This is a genomic window from Lysinibacillus sp. FSL K6-0102 (genome assembly GCF_038003545.1).
Taxonomy (GTDB): domain Bacteria; phylum Bacillota; class Bacilli; order Bacillales_A; family Planococcaceae; genus Lysinibacillus; species Lysinibacillus capsici.
In genome coordinates this window covers 4,210,313-4,226,405 of record NZ_JBBOPH010000001.1, presented here as the reverse complement: position 1 = coordinate 4,226,405, position 16,093 = coordinate 4,210,313, and the positions used below count along the sequence as shown (strand labels likewise).

Below are 16,093 nucleotides of genomic sequence, written 5' to 3'. Positions count from 1 at the left end.
ATTGAAATTGTAACAAACACATTTATTTTTTAAGTTTTTTATAGGCTTAATAACTTGGTTAAGTTATTAAGGGCGCACGGCGAATGCCTTGGCACTAGGAGCCGAAGAAGGACGGCACTAACACCGATATGCTTCGGGGAGCTGTAAGTGAGCTTTGATCCGGAGATTTCCGAATGGGGGAACCCACTACGTTTAATCGCGTAGTATCTTGACGTGAATACATAGCGTCTTGAAGGCAGACCCAGGGAACTGAAACATCTAAGTACCTGGAGGAAGAGAAAGAAAAATCGATTCCCTGAGTAGCGGCGAGCGAAACGGGAAGAGCCCAAACCAAGAGGCTTGCCTCTTGGGGTTGTAGGACACTCTATACGGAGTTACAAAAGAGCGAGTTAGATGAAGCGACTTGGAAAGGTCCGCCAGAGCAGGTAAAAGCCCTGTAGTCGAAAGTTCGTTCTCTCCTGAGTGGATCCTGAGTACGGCGGAACACGTGAAATTCCGTCGGAATCCGGGAGGACCATCTCCCAAGGCTAAATACTACCTAGTGACCGATAGTGAACCAGTACCGTGAGGGAAAGGTGAAAAGCACCCCGGAAGGGGAGTGAAAGAGATCCTGAAACCGTGTGCCTACAAGTAGTTAGAGCCCGTTAATGGGTGATAGCGTGCCTTTTGTAGAATGAACCGGCGAGTTACGATTACGTGCGAGGTTAAGCTTTAGAAGGCGGAGCCGCAGCGAAAGCGAGTCTGAATAGGGCGAAATAGTACGTGGTCGTAGACCCGAAACCAGGTGATCTACCCATGTCCAGGGTGAAGGTGAGGTAACACTTACTGGAGGCCCGAACCCACGCACGTTGAAAAGTGCGGGGATGAGGTGTGGGTAGCGGAGAAATTCCAATCGAACTTGGAGATAGCTGGTTCTCTCCGAAATAGCTTTAGGGCTAGCCTCGTGATGAGAATACTGGAGGTAGAGCACTGTTTGGACTAGGGGGCCATCCCGGTTTACCGAATTCAGACAAACTCCGAATGCCAGATATTTATACACGGGAGTCAGACTGCGAGTGATAAGATCCGTAGTCAAAAGGGAAACAGCCCAGACCACCAGCTAAGGTCCCAAAGTAATCGTTAAGTGGAAAAGGATGTGGCGTTGCACAGACAACCAGGATGTTGGCTTAGAAGCAGCCATCATTTAAAGAGTGCGTAATAGCTCACTGGTCGAGTGACGCTGCGCCGAAAATGTATCGGGGCTAAACGATTCACCGAAGCTGTGGATTGACATCTACGATGTCAGTGGTAGGAGAGCGTTCTAAGTGCGTTGAAGTCAGATCGGAAGGACTGGTGGAGCGCTTAGAAGTGAGAATGCCGGTATGAGTAGCGAAAGACGGGTGAGAATCCCGTCCACCGTATGACTAAGGTTTCCTGAGGAAGGCTCGTCCGCTCAGGGTTAGTCGGGACCTAAGCCGAGGCCGATAGGCGTAGGCGATGGACAACAGGTTGATATTCCTGTACCACCTCCTCACCGTTTGAGAAATGGGGGGACGCAGTAGGATAGGGTAAGCGCGCCGTTGGTTGTGCGCGTCCAAGCAGTAAGGCGTGTGTGTAGGCAAATCCGCACACTGTAACGTTGAGCTGTGATGGCGAGTCCGTATGGACGAAGTTCCTGATTTCACACTGCCAAGAAAAGCCTCTATCGAGGTGAGAGGTGCCCGTACCGCAAACCGACACAGGTAGTCGAGGAGAGAATCCTAAGGTGTGCGAGAGAACTCTCGTTAAGGAACTCGGCAAAATGACCCCGTAACTTCGGGAGAAGGGGTGCTCTTGAGCGTGCAAGCGCATGAGAGCCGCAGTGAATAGGCCCAGGCGACTGTTTAGCAAAAACACAGGTCTCTGCAAAACCGTAAGGTGACGTATAGGGGCTGACGCCTGCCCGGTGCTGGAAGGTTAAGAGGAGTGGTTAGCGCAAGCGAAGCTGCGAATTGAAGCCCCAGTAAACGGCGGCCGTAACTATAACGGTCCTAAGGTAGCGAAATTCCTTGTCGGGTAAGTTCCGACCCGCACGAAAGGCGTAACGATCTGGGCACTGTCTCAACGAGAGACTCGGTGAAATTATAGTACCTGTGAAGATGCAGGTTACCCGCGACAGGACGGAAAGACCCCGTGGAGCTTTACTGTAGCCTGATATTGAATTTTGGTACAACTTGTACAGGATAGGTAGGAGCCAGAGATCTCGGAGCGCCAGCTTCGAAGGAGGCGTCGGTGGGATACTACCCTGGTTGTATTGAAATTCTAACCCATGCCCCTTAGCGGGGCAGGAGACAGTGTCAGGCGGACAGTTTGACTGGGGCGGTCGCCTCCTAAAAGGTAACGGAGGCGCCCAAAGGTTCCCTCAGAATGGTTGGAAATCATTCGTAGAGTGTAAAGGCACAAGGGAGCTTGACTGCGAGACCTACAAGTCGAGCAGGGTCGAAAGACGGGCTTAGTGATCCGGTGGTTCCGCATGGAAGGGCCATCGCTCAACGGATAAAAGCTACCCCGGGGATAACAGGCTTATCTCCCCCAAGAGTCCACATCGACGGGGAGGTTTGGCACCTCGATGTCGGCTCATCGCATCCTGGGGCTGTAGTCGGTCCCAAGGGTTGGGCTGTTCGCCCATTAAAGCGGTACGCGAGCTGGGTTCAGAACGTCGTGAGACAGTTCGGTCCCTATCCGTCGTGGGCGTAGGAAATTTGAGAGGAGCTGTCCTTAGTACGAGAGGACCGGGATGGACACACCGCTGGTGTACCAGTTGTCTTGCCAAAGGCATCGCTGGGTAGCTATGTGTGGACGGGATAAGTGCTGAAAGCATCTAAGCATGAAGCCCCCCTCAAGATGAGATTTCCCATTACGCAAGTAAGTAAGATCCCTCAAAGACGATGAGGTAGATAGGTTCGAGGTGGAAGTGTGGTGACACATGGAGCTGACGAATACTAATCGATCGAGGACTTAACCAAAAAAGTTTGAAACATTCAATGCACCGTTTATCCAGTTTTGAAAGAGCAAATCTTTCTAAAAAGAGAGCTTCTAGACACAGCAATACGCCGTGTATGGAAGGTCGACCATAGTCTAGTGATGATGGCAAAGAGGTCACACCCGTTCCCATACCGAACACGGAAGTTAAGCTCTTTAGCGCCGATGGTAGTTGGGGGCTTCCCCCTGTGAGAGTAGGACGTCGCTAGGCAATTAAAAAGTCATGGATGTATTCCATGGCTTTTTTTTATTTTGTGAACTATTCATAAAATGCTATAATATATTTAATATTTACAAGTGGATTTAAAGGAAATTTCTTTCGCCTAGATACATTCTGGATTTAATAATGGAGGAATCAAAATGAGGCAGAACATTTTTTCTGCGATTTCGATCTCAAGTCTACTACTTATATTCTTTATGTTTGGCTATGATTCAACCAAATGGTATGGAAACTTTTTTACATTTCTCTATCGTGTAAATATGTTTATGCCGTTTATTTTAGGTGGTTTAGGCATCACCAGTGCCCTATTTGGCATCAAAGGATATCGTATGGTTCTTGTTGTCCTTCATTTGTTCCTACTGCTATTATTTTTTTGTATCTATTTAAAGGCATTTTTTGTTCCATGAGCATTCATCAAAACTGCGGAGAGGAATTCTGCAGTTTTTTCTATTTATTTAAGTTCTTACATACTTCTGTAAGCAACAAAAGGTATAATGAATTACAAATTGGTTGTGAATGAATATGTACAATGGAAAGGAAGAAAAAGTTGGGAAAAAAGCAAATTTGGTATGAGGTACAGGAAAACGAGTCAATCGAGGATTGCTTGGCAAGAATGCGGAAAGATGGCTTTATGGTCATAGGACGAAAAGAAGAGCCACTTTTTCATATCGTAGATGGTGAGCCAGCTTATTTGCGCCAAAAAATTCAGTTTAAAGGTATACCTGCTCAAGATATTGAATGATTTTGACTAAAAACCGAACGTTTTTTTTCACCTAATAAAAAATGTTCGCATTTTTGGATTGACGATAAGACAATCCCTTGTTAAAATGTGAGAAGGAAAAACAAATAGATCCCACATATATGCTAGAGGATTGGCTCTAGTGTCTCTACCCGGCACCGTAAATGCTGGACTATGCGGGAAAGCACTTTTGGCGTATGGTGAGAAGGTCTTTGTACAGCTATGTACATGGAGACGATCTTGTCCGAATAATCCTCAAGTAAACTGCTTTCACGTGTACTGGTAGAGAGTAGTTTATTTGGGGATTTTCTTTGTAATAAGAATTGCAGTAGCTATTCAAAATAGAGGCTAGCACAATAAATAATTGATCATTTTTCTATCGTTTAAAAGGAGCGACAATTTATGAATCCGAAAATCGGTGTCATTATGGGTAGTTCAAGTGACTGGGAAACAATGAAACATGCATGTGATATTTTAGATGAATTACAAGTACCGTACGAAAAGAAAGTTGTATCAGCACATCGTACACCTGATTTAATGTTTGAATATGCAGAGGCAGCTCGCGAGCGAGGAATACAAGTAATTATTGCTGGAGCAGGCGGTGCTGCACATTTACCAGGAATGGTGGCAGCTAAAACAACATTACCTGTCATCGGTGTACCAGTTCAATCCCGTGCACTTAATGGACTTGATTCACTATTATCCATCGTTCAAATGCCTGGTGGCGTACCTGTAGCTACTGTAGCGATTGGCAAAGCAGGAGCGACTAATGCAGGGTTACTTGCAGCTCAAATTTTGTCAACAACAGATGCGGAGCTTGCTAATAAATTAGATGCTAGACGTGAAGCAACAAAGCAGCAAGTATTAGAAAGTACAGGTGACTTAGTGTGACGAAGATTATTTATCCTGGACAAACGATAGGCATTATAGGCGGAGGGCAACTTGGTCGAATGATGGCACTTGCTGCAAAGGAGTCAGGTTTTAAAGTGGCTGTTCTTGAACCAGCAATGGACTCACCTTGTGGGCAGGTTGCAGATATTCGCATTGTAGCTCCATATGATGATGAAGCTGCTTTAGAAGAACTTGCAGAAGTAAGTGATATTATCACATATGAATTTGAAAATATTGATTATGAAGGCTTAAAGCGTTTATCACAAATGGCTTATGTTCCTCAAGGAGCAGAGTTGGTACGTATTACACAAAACCGTATAACAGAGAAAGAAGCTATTGTGAAAGCTGGTTGCCCAGTAGCACCATATATTGTTGCAAAAACTTATGAAGAATTAGTAGCCAATATTGATTCGATTGGTTATCCTTGTATAGTCAAAACAGCAAGAGGTGGTTATGATGGCAAGGGACAGCAGCTTTTAAAATCAACTGAAGATTTGCCTTTAGCGAAAGAATTATTCACGCATTCGCAATGTATTGCAGAAGGATTTGTTCCTTTCGTAAAGGAAGTATCGGTCATTGTTCAAAGAAATGGTCATGGTGAATCGTATTGTCAGCCAGTTGGAGAGAACATTCATGTTCATCATATTCTTCACGAGACAATAGTACCTGCTCGCATAACTGAAAGCACAGCTCAAGCTGCAGAACGAGAAGCTTTGAAAATTGCAGATTATTTACATTTAGTAGGAACGCTAGCGGTAGAAATGTTTGTATTAGAAGATGGTAGTATTGTTATCAATGAATTAGCACCAAGACCTCATAATTCTGGTCACTATTCAATTGAAGCATGTAATGTTTCACAATTCCATCAGCATATTCGTGCTGTTTGTGGATGGCCGTTACGTAAGCCACAACTATGGGCACCATCCATTATGGTCAATGTATTAGGGCAACATGTCGTGCCACTCAGTAACTCAATTGCTAAATATCCTGAATGGTCCATACATCTTTATGGGAAAGCTGAAGCTAAGGTCAACCGTAAAATGGGCCATGTGACGATTATGACAAAAGACTTAGAAGCTACACTACAACAAATCGAGAGTTCTGGCATTTGGTCAGAATAGAAGGAGATACGCGATGATTGAACGTTACACAAGACCCGAAATGGGCGCAATTTGGACAGAACAAAATAAATACCAAGCTTGGCTAGAGGTTGAAATTTTAGCTTGTGAAGCATGGGCAGAGTTAGGAGATATCCCTAAAGAGGATGTTGCTAAAATTCGCGAAAATGCTTCATTTGATGTGAATCGTATATTAGAAATTGAACAAGAAACTCGTCATGACGTTGTAGCCTTTACTCGTGCTGTTTCTGAAACACTTGGAGAAGAGCGCAAATGGGTACATTATGGTTTAACTTCTACGGACGTAGTAGATACAGCACTTTCTTATTTAATCAAACAAGCAAATGATATTTTACGAAAAGATATAGTAAATTTCATTGATATTATTGCTACTAAGGCAAAAGAACATAAACATACAGTTATGATGGGACGCACACATGGTGTTCATGCTGAACCAACAACTTTCGGTTTGAAACTTGGTTTATGGTATGAGGAAATGAAGCGTAACCTTGAACGTTTTGAAGCAGCTGCCAAAGTAATTGAAACAGGAAAAATGTCTGGAGCTGTTGGAACATATGCCAATATCGATCCTCGTGTTGAGCAATATGTTTGCGATAAATTAGGACTTGCAGCATCACCGATCTCCACACAAACTTTACAGCGTGATCGCCATGCTCAGTATTTAGGTGCATTAGCTTTAATCGCTACTTCAATTGAAAAATTCGCAACAGAAATTCGTGGACTACAGAAATCTGAAACACGTGAAGTGGAGGAAGCTTTTGCAAAAGGACAAAAAGGATCATCTGCAATGCCACATAAGCGTAATCCAATCGGTTCTGAAAACATGGTTGGTATGTCTCGTTTAATGCGAGGTTATATGGTGACTGCTTATGAAAATGTAGCTTTATGGCATGAGCGTGATATTTCACATTCATCTGCAGAGCGTGTTATTTTACCGGATGCAACAATTACTCTTAACTATATGCTAAATCGCTTCGGTAATATTGTGAAAAACTTAACAGTATTCCCTGAGAACATGAAACGTAATATGGATCGTACATTTGGTCTTATTTATTCTCAACGCATCTTACTAGCATTGATTGATAAAGGACTAGTACGTGAAGAAGCTTATGATACAGTACAACCTTTAGCAATGCAGGCTTGGGACGAGCAAGTTCAGTTCCGTACATTAGTCGATGCAAGTGAAAAAATCACATCTTATTTAACAAAAGAAGAGTTGGATGATTGTTTTGATTACAACTACCACTTACAGCATGTTGATATGATTTTTGAACGACTAGGACTTAACTAATATTTATTTAGCCATCTAATAATAAATGTTAGAGCCACCAGTAAAAGTTTCAGAGTTGAATCGTAGAGATACGGTTCAATTCTGAACATTATTACAAGCGTATCTCATAATATCAGGGGGAAAACGAAATGACTAAAGGTCAACTTTTGTATGAAGGTAAAGCAAAAAAATTGTTCACAACAGAGGAGCCAAATGTGCTACTTGTTGAGTACAAGGATAGTGCAACAGCATTCAATGGTGAAAAGAAAGAGGAAATTGAAGGTAAGGGCATTTTAAATAATCGCATTACTTCATTAATTTTCGAAAAATTACAAGCTAACGGAATTGCGTCACATTTCGTAAAACGATTATCCGATACACAACAACTTGTAAAAAAAGTAGAAATTATTCCGATTGAGGTAGTTGTTCGTAATATTGCTGCTGGAAGTTTAGCAAAGCGTCTAGGTCTTGAAGAAGGGACACCTTTAAAACGACCAATCGTTGAATTTTATTATAAAGACGATGATTTAGGCGACCCACTTATTACGACAGAACATATTGATGTTCTTGAACTTGCCACACCAACTGAAGTAACAGCTATTTATGATGGTGCATTAGCCGTTAACAAAGTGCTACAGCCGATCTTTGCAGATGTCAATGTGACATTGATTGATTTTAAATTAGAGTTCGGCCGTGATATGGATGGTCATGTATTATTGGCAGATGAAATTTCACCAGATACATGCCGACTTTGGGATGCAACAACGAAGCAAAAGTTAGACAAAGATGTTTTTCGTCGTGACCTTGGTAATTTAACTGAAGTTTATACTATTATACTTTCTAGACTCGGAGGCAAATAACAATGAAAAAAGTAAAAATCTATGTAACATTACGTGAGAGTATTCTTGATCCTCAAGGCTCTGCAGTACAAGGTTCTTTAGCTAAGATGGGCTACGGTGAAGTAGAAGATTTACGTATCGGTAAATATCTTGAACTATCAATTAAAGATTCAGAACGTGACATTGATACTCTAGTAAAAGAAATGTGTGAAAAGGTTTTAACGAACGTTGTAATTGAAGACTACCGTTACGAAGTCGAGGAGGCTATTTAATCATGAAATTCGCAGTACTCGTATTCCCTGGGTCAAACTGTGACATCGATATGTATCATGCGATTAAAGACGAGCTAGGTGAAGAAGTAGAATATGTATGGCATACAGCAACAGATCTAAGTGGTTTTGATGGTGTATTAGTACCTGGAGGATTCTCCTATGGGGATTATCTTCGTTGTGGTGCAATGGCTAATCAATCTAACATTATGACAGAAGTTAAGAAGGCAGCAGATGCTGGTAAACCTGTATTAGGTGTATGTAATGGCTTCCAAATCCTAACGGAAGCAGGTTTATTGCCAGGAGCTTTATTGCGCAATAAAAACTTAAAATTTATGTGCCGTACAGTGCAGCTTAAAGTTGAAAACAACAATACATTATTCACAAATCAATATGAGCAAGGTCAAATCATCAATATTCCAATCGCACATGGTGAAGGTAACTACTACTGTGACGAGGAAACTTTACAATCACTAAAAGATAATAATCAAATCGTATTCACATACTCAGGTGACAATCCAAACGGTTCTTTAGAAGATATCGCAGGGATTATAAACGAGCGCGGCAATGTATTAGGGATGATGCCACACCCAGAGCGAGCTGTTGATGCACTGGTGGGCGGCGCAGACGGTCTAGCAGTATTTAAATCAATCGTGAAGCAGTGGAGGGAAAATCATGTCAACAACTAAGTTTGAGCCAACAGCACAGCAGATTAAAGATGAGAAGCTATACGCTGGAATGGGGATGTCAGACGAAGAATTTGCAATGGTAGAAGGTATTTTAGGACGTCTACCTAACTGGACAGAGACAGGTCTTTTCTCAGTAATGTGGTCTGAACACTGCTCGTACAAAAATTCAAAGCCAGTACTACGTAAATTCCCTACTAAAGGTCCACAGGTATTACAAGGACCAGGTGAAGGTGCAGGTATTGTTGATATTGGTGACGAACAAGCAGTAGTGTTTAAAATGGAATCGCATAACCATCCATCTGCAATTGAACCTTATCAAGGGGCTGCAACGGGTGTCGGTGGTATTATCCGTGACGTTTTCTCAATGGGTGCACGTCCAATCGCTATGTTAAACTCGTTACGCTTTGGTGAATTAAAGTCAGCACGTGGTAAATATCTATTTGAAGAAGTAGTAGCGGGAATCGCAGGATATGGTAACTGTATCGGAATCCCAACAGTAGGTGGCGAAATTCAATTTGATCCTTGCTATGAAGGTAATCCTCTAGTGAATGCTATGTGTGTCGGTTTAATTGATCATAAAGATATTCAACGAGGCATTGCTGCTGGTGTAGGTAATACAGTGATGTATGTTGGAGCGAAAACAGGCCGTGATGGTATTCATGGTGCAACATTCGCCTCTGAGGAATTAACTGAGGAATCAGAAAACCAACGTCCAGCGGTACAAGTTGGAGATCCATTTATGGAGAAGCTTTTACTTGAAGCTTGTTTAGAGGTTGTAAAATCGGATGCTCTAGTTGGTATTCAAGATATGGGTGCAGCTGGTCTTACTTCTTCTTCAGCAGAAATGGCTTCAAAGGCTGGTTCTGGTGTAGAAATGAACTTAGACTTAGTGCCTCAGCGTGAAACAGGAATGTCAGCGTATGAAATGATGTTGTCTGAGTCTCAAGAACGTATGCTTTTAGTTGTGAAAAAAGGTCGCGAAGATGAAATTAAAGCGATTTTCGATAAATACGATTTAGATGCAGTAGCGATTGGTCGCGTTACAGATGATAAAATGCTTCGTCTGCTACACAAAGGACAAGTAGTTGCAGAGGTACCTGCAGACGCATTAGCAGAAGATGCACCTGTTTATCATAAACCATCTGCAGAACCTGCATACTATGCTCAGTTCCAAGCAATCGAAAACACTGAACCTGCTGTGACTGATTACAAAGAAACACTCATTGCTTTATTAAAAGCACCGACAATTGCTTCTAAAGAATGGGTATACGATCAATATGATTATCAGGTACGTACATCAACAGTTGTTAAACCAGGCTCTGACGCTGCTGTTATTCGAGTACGTGGCACAAATAAAGGGTTGGCAATGACAACAGACTGTAACTCACGTTATATCTATTTAGATCCAGAAGTGGGTGGTGCTATCGCAGTAGCCGAAGCAGCTCGTAATATCGTGGCAACTGGTGGCACGCCACTTGCGATTACAGACTGCTTAAACTTCGGTAATCCAGAGAAACCAGAAATCTTCTGGCAAATTGAAAAATCTGCAGATGGTATTTCGGCAGCTTGTACGGCATTAAATGCTCCAGTAATCGGAGGTAACGTTTCTCTTTATAATGAGCGTTCAGGCGAAGCGGTGTATCCAACGCCAACAATTGGTATGGTTGGTCTTATTGAAGACTTAGCACATGTAACGACACAGGATGTAAAGGCAGCAGGAGATCTTGTCTTTGTTATTGGTGAGACAAAAACAGAATTTGGCGGTTCAGAGCTTCAAAAACTTTTAAATAATGGTGTTATTTCAGGGAAAGCGCCAGCTATTGATTTAGAGGTTGAAGCGACACGTCAGCAATCTTTATTAAAGGCGATTAAAGCAGGCCTTGTTCAATCTGCGCATGATGTAGCAGAGGGAGGTCTAGCTGTGGCGATTGCTGAAACAACATTTGGCGCTAAAGGTCTTGGTGTGGATGTAACATTAACAGGCTCTGCAACAACCGCGCTATTCAGTGAGAGTCAATCTCGTTTTGTTGTTACAGTTAAAGAAGAAAATGCTGCAGCATTTGTAGAAATCATGAAAGATGCTCAAAAAATTGGTGTCGTAACAAACGATGCACTTGTGAAAATCAACGGGGACAAAGGTGTGCTTGTAGAAGGTACAGTGGAGGAATTCCGTTCTAATTGGAAAGGAGCAATCCCATGCTTGCTGAACTCAGAGGCTTAAACGAAGAATGTGGGGTGTTTGGTATTTGGGGTAACCCAAGTCCAGCGCACCTTAGCTATTACGGGCTTCATGCTCTTCAACACCGTGGACAAGAAGGCGCTGGAATTGTCGTTTCAGACGGACAGCATCTTCGCGCGGTGAAAGGCGAAGGACTAGTTAATGATGTTTTCAACGAAGATAAATTAAAAGCAGTGAACGGCAAAGCAGCTATTGCGCATGTTCGTTATACGACTGCTGGTGGTGGCGGTATTGAAAATGTACAGCCATTATTATTCCACTCCTCAACTGGTAGCCTTTCAATTGCCCATAACGGTAACTTAGTCAATGCGACACATTTAAAGCAATATCTAGAGCGACAAGGTAGCATTTTCCACTCTAGCTCTGATACAGAAGTGTTGGCGCATCTTATTAAGAAAAGTTCGCATTCACCATTCCGTGCGAAGGTGAAAAATGCCCTATCTCTTTTAAAGGGTGCCTATTCTTTCTTAATTATGACAAAGGATGAAATGCTTGTTGCACGTGATCCACATGGTTTACGTCCATTATCTCTTGGAAAACTAGGAGATGGCTGGGTGGTAGCTTCTGAAACTTGTGCATTCGATTTAATTGGTGCAGAATTCGTTCGTTCGGTAGAACCAGGTGAATTAATCATTATTAATGATGAGGGCGTAAAATCAGATCGTTTTGCTGATATGGAGAAACGTTCGATGTGTGCGATGGAATATGTTTATTTAGCACGTCCTGATTCGGATATTGATGGTATTAACGTTCATATGGCACGAAAACGTATGGGTAAACAGCTTGCTCGTGAGTGTGCGCATATTGAAGCAGATGTTGTAACAGGTGTTCCTGATTCAAGTATTTCCGCAGCGATTGGTTTTGCAGAAGAAAGTGGAATCCCTTATGAATTAGGTCTTATTAAAAACCGTTATGTTGGTCGTACGTTTATTCAGCCGACACAGGAGCTACGTGAACGTGGTGTGAAAATGAAACTTTCACCTGTTGTTCAAGTCGTAAAAGGAAAAAAAGTAGTAATGGTTGATGATTCTATCGTTCGTGGTACAACATCTCGTCGCATTGTCAAAATGCTAAAAGATGCTGGTGCAGCGGAAGTTCATGTTGTGATTTCATCACCGCCGATGACAAACCCTTGTTATTATGGCATTGATACATCAACGCATGAAGAACTAATTGCTTCTAGTCATAATGTAGATGAAATTCGTGAAGCAATTGGTGCAGATTCTCTGACATTCCTTTCTGTTGAGGGGATGGTAGAAACAATTGCACGACCATACGAAGATGAAAACCGAGGACTTTGTCTTGCATGCTTTACAGGCAAATATCCAACAGAGATTTTCCCGGATACGATTTTGCCACATGAAAAAGAATTATTACGTTAAGAACAACATCGCAACAAATTAGTGTCTTACAGTCATTTCTATCTAGGAAACTTAGGCGACTTGGATGATAAGGAGGAACTCTGCGTGTCAAAGGCATATGAACAAGCAGGTGTAAATATTGAAGCGGGCTATGAAGCCGTAAAACGAATGAAGTCTCATGTTGAACGTACGAACCGTCTAGGTGTAATGGGGACATTTGGTGGTTTTGGTGGCATGTTTGACTTGTCAGAACTGAATCTTAAAGAACCTGTTCTTATTTCGGGGACAGATGGTGTTGGAACAAAGCTAAAGCTAGCCTTCATGGTAGACAAGCACGATACAATCGGTGTGGACTGTGTAGCAATGTGTGTAAATGATATTGTTGCTCAAGGAGCAGAACCGCTGTACTTTTTAGATTACGTAGCTCTTGGAAAAGCAGAGCCTGCAAAAATCGAACAAATTGTCAAAGGTGTTGCAGATGGCTGTGTGCAATCAGGTGCGGCTCTAATAGGTGGAGAAACTGCGGAAATGCCTGGTCTTTATGAAGAAGATGAATATGATCTAGCTGGCTTTGCAGTAGGCGCGTGTGAAAAGTCTGCTATCGTGACAGGTGAAGAAATCGTAGAAGGCGATGTACTTATTGGAATTGCATCAAGTGGTGTACATTCAAACGGTTATTCTTTAGTGCGTAAAATTGTCTTTGCAGATCATCAATATGCTGTGGATGCTATTGTAGAAGGCTATGAAGATCTAGGCCCAATCGGTGAGGCGCTTCTAGTGCCAACAAAGCTATATGCTAAACCTGTGCTAGCAGCTTTAAAGGCAGCAGATGTACATGGCTGTGCACATGTTACAGGTGGCGGTTTCTATGAAAATCTACCACGCATGATGCCAGAGGGACTAGCAACGGAAATCGACTTAGGTTCTTGGCCTGTATTACGTATCTTTGAATTCCTAAAAGAGAAAGGTCAGCTAGAAGATAAAGATTTATATAATGTGTTTAACATGGGTATTGGCTTTGTAATAGCTGTGCCAGAAACTGAAGCTGATAAAGTAATTGCTGCAGTTGAAGCAAATGGTGAAAAGGCTTATACAATCGGACGTGTTATTAAAGGTGACGGAGTAGTATTTAATGGCTCACATGATGGGAGTTTAGTGTAATGACTGCACCAACAAAAATAGCCGTGTTCGCGTCAGGTAGCGGTAGCAATTTTCAAGCCATTCAAGAGGCCATTGAACGTGGTGAACTCCATGCAAAGGTCGCACTAGTGGTCACAGATAAGCCTGGAGCATTTGTAGTAACACGTGCTGAAAACTTTGGGATTCCAGTGTTAGCATTGAATCCAAAAGAGTTTGTCTCGAAGTCAGCATATGAGACAGCTATTATCGAAGCTTTACATGAGTGCGATGTGAAATGGATTGTGCTTGCTGGGTATATGCGTTTAATCAGTGACGTATTATTAGCAGCCTTTCCACAGCGAATTGTTAATATTCACCCGTCCCTATTGCCTGCCTTTCCTGGAAAGGACGCTATTGGACAAGCCATTAATCATGGTGTGAAAATAACAGGTGTAACAGTGCATTTTGTTGATGAAGGAATGGATACTGGACCAATTATCGCTCAGGCAGCGGTACCTGTCATTGAAGGAAATCGCGAGGCAACAGAAGCTGAAATTCACAAACAAGAGCATTTATTATATACAAAGGCATTACAGCAATTATTACAGTAACTGAAGAGGGAGTTAGGTCGAGAATCCTACTCAACAAGTAAGACCTAACTCTATTAATCTATTGAAGCAAGTCAGTCGTGGACAGCACGATAAAAATTAGGAGGATATTGTTGTGACAAAACGTGCATTAATCAGTGTTTCCAATAAAGATGGTATTTTAGAATTTGCAAAGGAATTAGTAGCATTAGGTTATGAAATTTTATCAACTGGCGGTACAAAAAAAATGTTACAGGATAATGCGGTAGCTGTAACAGCAGTAGATGAAGTAACGAAGTTTCCTGAAATTTTAGATGGTCGTGTGAAAACTTTAAACCCAATGATTCACGGTGGTCTATTAGGAAAGTTTGATGATGTCTCTCATCAAGCACAGATGAATGAGCATGGAATTGAACCAATTGAAATTGTTTGTGTGAATCTCTATCCGTTTGTTGAAACAATTTCAAAGCCTAATGTAACTTGGGATGATGCAATTGAAAACATTGATATCGGTGGTCCAACAATGTTACGTTCTGCTGCAAAAAACCATCAATATGTAACAGTAATCGTGGACAGCAATGACTATGCAACAGTATTAGAGGAACTTAAAGCAGACGGTGCCACAACAATTGAAACACGTCGTAAACTAGCTGCGAAAGTTTTCCGTCACACAGCCGCTTATGATTCTTATATTTCGAACTACCTGACTGAAGAAGAGTTCCCAGAGAGCTTAACGATGACATATGAATTAAAGCAAAATTTACGCTATGGCGAAAACCCTCACCAAAAAGCGGCCTTCTACCAAAAGCGTCTTGGCTCTGACTTTTCATTAGCTTATGCTACACAATTACATGGTAAAGAGTTATCCTACAATAATATTCAAGATGGTAATGCAGCATTGCAAATTGTAAAAGAATTTGAAATGCCAGCTGCTGTAGCGGTGAAACATATGAATCCATGTGGTGTTGGCACTGGTGTCACGTTAGAGGCAGCATTCGATAAAGCATATGAAGCAGATCCAACATCTATTTTTGGCGGTATTATCGCATTAAATATGGAAGTGGATGCAGCAACTGCTGAGAAGCTAAGTCATATTTTCCTAGAGATTATTATTGCACCTGCTTTCTCACAAGAAGCATTAGATATTTTAACGAAAAAGAAAAATATCCGCTTACTAACAATTCCTTTCGAGCAAGCGAAACAAGATTCATTCAATGTAGTATCAGTTGAGGGTGGCCTTCTTGTACAGGAGCCAGATCGTTATGGCTTTGGCAATGCGGATATTAAAGTGGTGACAGATCGTGAACCAACAGAGCAAGAATGGGAAGCATTGCAACTTGGTTGGTCTGTTGTCAAACATGTGAAATCCAATGCGATTGTTGTAACAGATTCTCAAATGACACTTGGGGTTGGTGCAGGGCAAATGAATCGTGTAGGTGCAGCTAAAATTGCCTTTGAACAAGCTGGAGAAAAAGCGAAAGGTGCTGCATTAGCATCGGATGCATTTTTCCCAATGAGCGATACTGTGGAGGCGGCAGCAGCTGCAGGAATTACAGCAATTATTCAACCAGGTGGTTCCATTAAAGATCAAGATTCCATTGATAAAGCAAATGAATACGGCATTGCGATGGTATTCACAGGCGTACGTCATTTTAAACATTAATTGTAGAATTATATAGAAATCTAAACAGACCGAGATGTTGGTTCATCTCGGTTTTACTTACAAAGAGG

The 16,093-nt window shown here is 42.0% G+C and carries 13 protein-coding genes, 2 rRNA genes and 1 riboswitch; all 15 genes read left to right on the top strand.

Annotation, left to right across the window (positions count from 1 at the left end):
* Window positions 1–56: 56 nt before the first annotated feature.
* The 15 genes from NYE73_RS21510 (at window position 57) to purH (ending at window position 16,025) form a co-directional block, all read left to right on the top strand.
* Window positions 57–2,984: ribosomal RNA gene (locus NYE73_RS21510) — 23S ribosomal RNA — on the top strand.
* 111 nt (window positions 2,985–3,095) lie between these two features.
* Window positions 3,096–3,211 (top strand): 5S ribosomal RNA (gene rrf, locus NYE73_RS21505).
* A gap of 149 nt (window positions 3,212–3,360) precedes the next feature.
* Entirely contained in the window at window positions 3,361–3,627 is a 267-nt protein-coding gene (locus NYE73_RS21500; RefSeq protein ID WP_066038204.1) for a hypothetical protein, read from the top strand.
* Window positions 3,628–3,767: 140 nt separating this feature from the next.
* Window positions 3,768–3,962 (top strand): NETI motif-containing protein, encoded by a 195-nt coding sequence (locus NYE73_RS21495; protein ID WP_036076850.1) that lies wholly within the window; start codon window positions 3,768–3,770, stop codon window positions 3,960–3,962.
* Between the two features lie 93 nt (window positions 3,963–4,055).
* A riboswitch (purine riboswitch) is annotated at window positions 4,056–4,154 on the top strand.
* Window positions 4,155–4,361: 207 nt separating this feature from the next.
* Entirely contained in the window at window positions 4,362–4,850 is a 489-nt protein-coding gene (gene purE, locus NYE73_RS21490; RefSeq protein ID WP_004225751.1) for a 5-(carboxyamino)imidazole ribonucleotide mutase, read from the top strand.
* Entirely contained in the window at window positions 4,847–5,971 is a 1,125-nt protein-coding gene (gene purK, locus NYE73_RS21485) for a 5-(carboxyamino)imidazole ribonucleotide synthase (RefSeq protein WP_004225748.1), read from the top strand. Before purE ends, purK begins: the two co-directional genes overlap by 4 nt.
* A 13-nt stretch (window positions 5,972–5,984) precedes the next feature.
* Window positions 5,985–7,280, top strand: a complete 1,296-nt coding sequence (purB, locus tag NYE73_RS21480) for an adenylosuccinate lyase (RefSeq protein ID WP_004225746.1) — start codon at window positions 5,985–5,987, stop codon at window positions 7,278–7,280.
* A 128-nt stretch (window positions 7,281–7,408) separates the two neighbouring features.
* Window positions 7,409–8,119 carry a phosphoribosylaminoimidazolesuccinocarboxamide synthase gene (purC, locus tag NYE73_RS21475; protein WP_048394896.1) on the top strand — a complete coding sequence of 237 codons (711 nt, stop codon included), beginning with the start codon at window positions 7,409–7,411 and terminating at the stop codon, window positions 8,117–8,119.
* 2 nt (window positions 8,120–8,121) lie between these two features.
* Window positions 8,122–8,370, top strand: coding sequence for a phosphoribosylformylglycinamidine synthase subunit PurS (purS, locus tag NYE73_RS21470; protein WP_004225741.1), 249 nt, complete (start codon window positions 8,122–8,124; stop codon window positions 8,368–8,370).
* A 2-nt stretch (window positions 8,371–8,372) separates the two neighbouring features.
* Window positions 8,373–9,056: a phosphoribosylformylglycinamidine synthase subunit PurQ gene (purQ, locus tag NYE73_RS21465; protein WP_048394895.1), complete on the top strand. Its 684-nt coding sequence runs from the start codon at window positions 8,373–8,375 to the stop codon at window positions 9,054–9,056.
* Entirely contained in the window at window positions 9,043–11,277 is a 2,235-nt protein-coding gene (gene purL / locus NYE73_RS21460) for a phosphoribosylformylglycinamidine synthase subunit PurL (RefSeq protein ID WP_259951007.1), read from the top strand. Before purQ ends, purL begins: the two co-directional genes overlap by 14 nt.
* Window positions 11,253–12,677 (top strand): amidophosphoribosyltransferase, encoded by a 1,425-nt coding sequence (gene purF, locus NYE73_RS21455; RefSeq protein WP_054548976.1) that lies wholly within the window; start codon window positions 11,253–11,255, stop codon window positions 12,675–12,677. Before purL ends, purF begins: the two co-directional genes overlap by 25 nt.
* An 84-nt stretch (window positions 12,678–12,761) precedes the next feature.
* Window positions 12,762–13,817, top strand: a complete 1,056-nt coding sequence (gene purM, locus NYE73_RS21450; protein ID WP_048394892.1) for a phosphoribosylformylglycinamidine cyclo-ligase — start codon at window positions 12,762–12,764, stop codon at window positions 13,815–13,817.
* Window positions 13,817–14,386: a phosphoribosylglycinamide formyltransferase gene (purN, locus tag NYE73_RS21445; protein WP_004225729.1), complete on the top strand. Its 570-nt coding sequence runs from the start codon at window positions 13,817–13,819 to the stop codon at window positions 14,384–14,386. The genes purM and purN overlap by 1 nt, the downstream gene beginning before the upstream one ends.
* Window positions 14,387–14,498: 112 nt before the next feature.
* On the top strand, window positions 14,499–16,025 hold the full coding sequence (gene purH / locus NYE73_RS21440; RefSeq protein ID WP_066038207.1) for a bifunctional phosphoribosylaminoimidazolecarboxamide formyltransferase/IMP cyclohydrolase: 1,527 nt from the start codon (window positions 14,499–14,501) through the stop codon (window positions 16,023–16,025).
* Window positions 16,026–16,093 lie beyond the last annotated feature (68 nt).

What these genes read in the sequence shown, in the direction of transcription:
- NYE73_RS21500 (WP_066038204.1), top strand. Translation starts at nt 3,361, where the DNA reads ATGAGGCAGAACATTTTTTCTGCGATTTCGATCTCAAGTCTACTACTT.
- purE (WP_004225751.1), top strand. Translation starts at nt 4,362, where the DNA reads ATGAATCCGAAAATCGGTGTCATTATGGGTAGTTCAAGTGACTGGGAA.
- purB (WP_004225746.1), top strand. Translation starts at nt 5,985, where the DNA reads ATGATTGAACGTTACACAAGACCCGAAATGGGCGCAATTTGGACAGAA.
- purC (WP_048394896.1), top strand. Translation starts at nt 7,409, where the DNA reads ATGACTAAAGGTCAACTTTTGTATGAAGGTAAAGCAAAAAAATTGTTC.
- purS (WP_004225741.1), top strand. Translation starts at nt 8,122, where the DNA reads ATGAAAAAAGTAAAAATCTATGTAACATTACGTGAGAGTATTCTTGAT.
- purQ (WP_048394895.1), top strand. Translation starts at nt 8,373, where the DNA reads ATGAAATTCGCAGTACTCGTATTCCCTGGGTCAAACTGTGACATCGAT.
- purL (WP_259951007.1), top strand. Translation starts at nt 9,043, where the DNA reads ATGTCAACAACTAAGTTTGAGCCAACAGCACAGCAGATTAAAGATGAG.
- purF (WP_054548976.1), top strand. Translation starts at nt 11,253, where the DNA reads ATGCTTGCTGAACTCAGAGGCTTAAACGAAGAATGTGGGGTGTTTGGT.
- purN (WP_004225729.1), top strand. Translation starts at nt 13,817, where the DNA reads ATGACTGCACCAACAAAAATAGCCGTGTTCGCGTCAGGTAGCGGTAGC.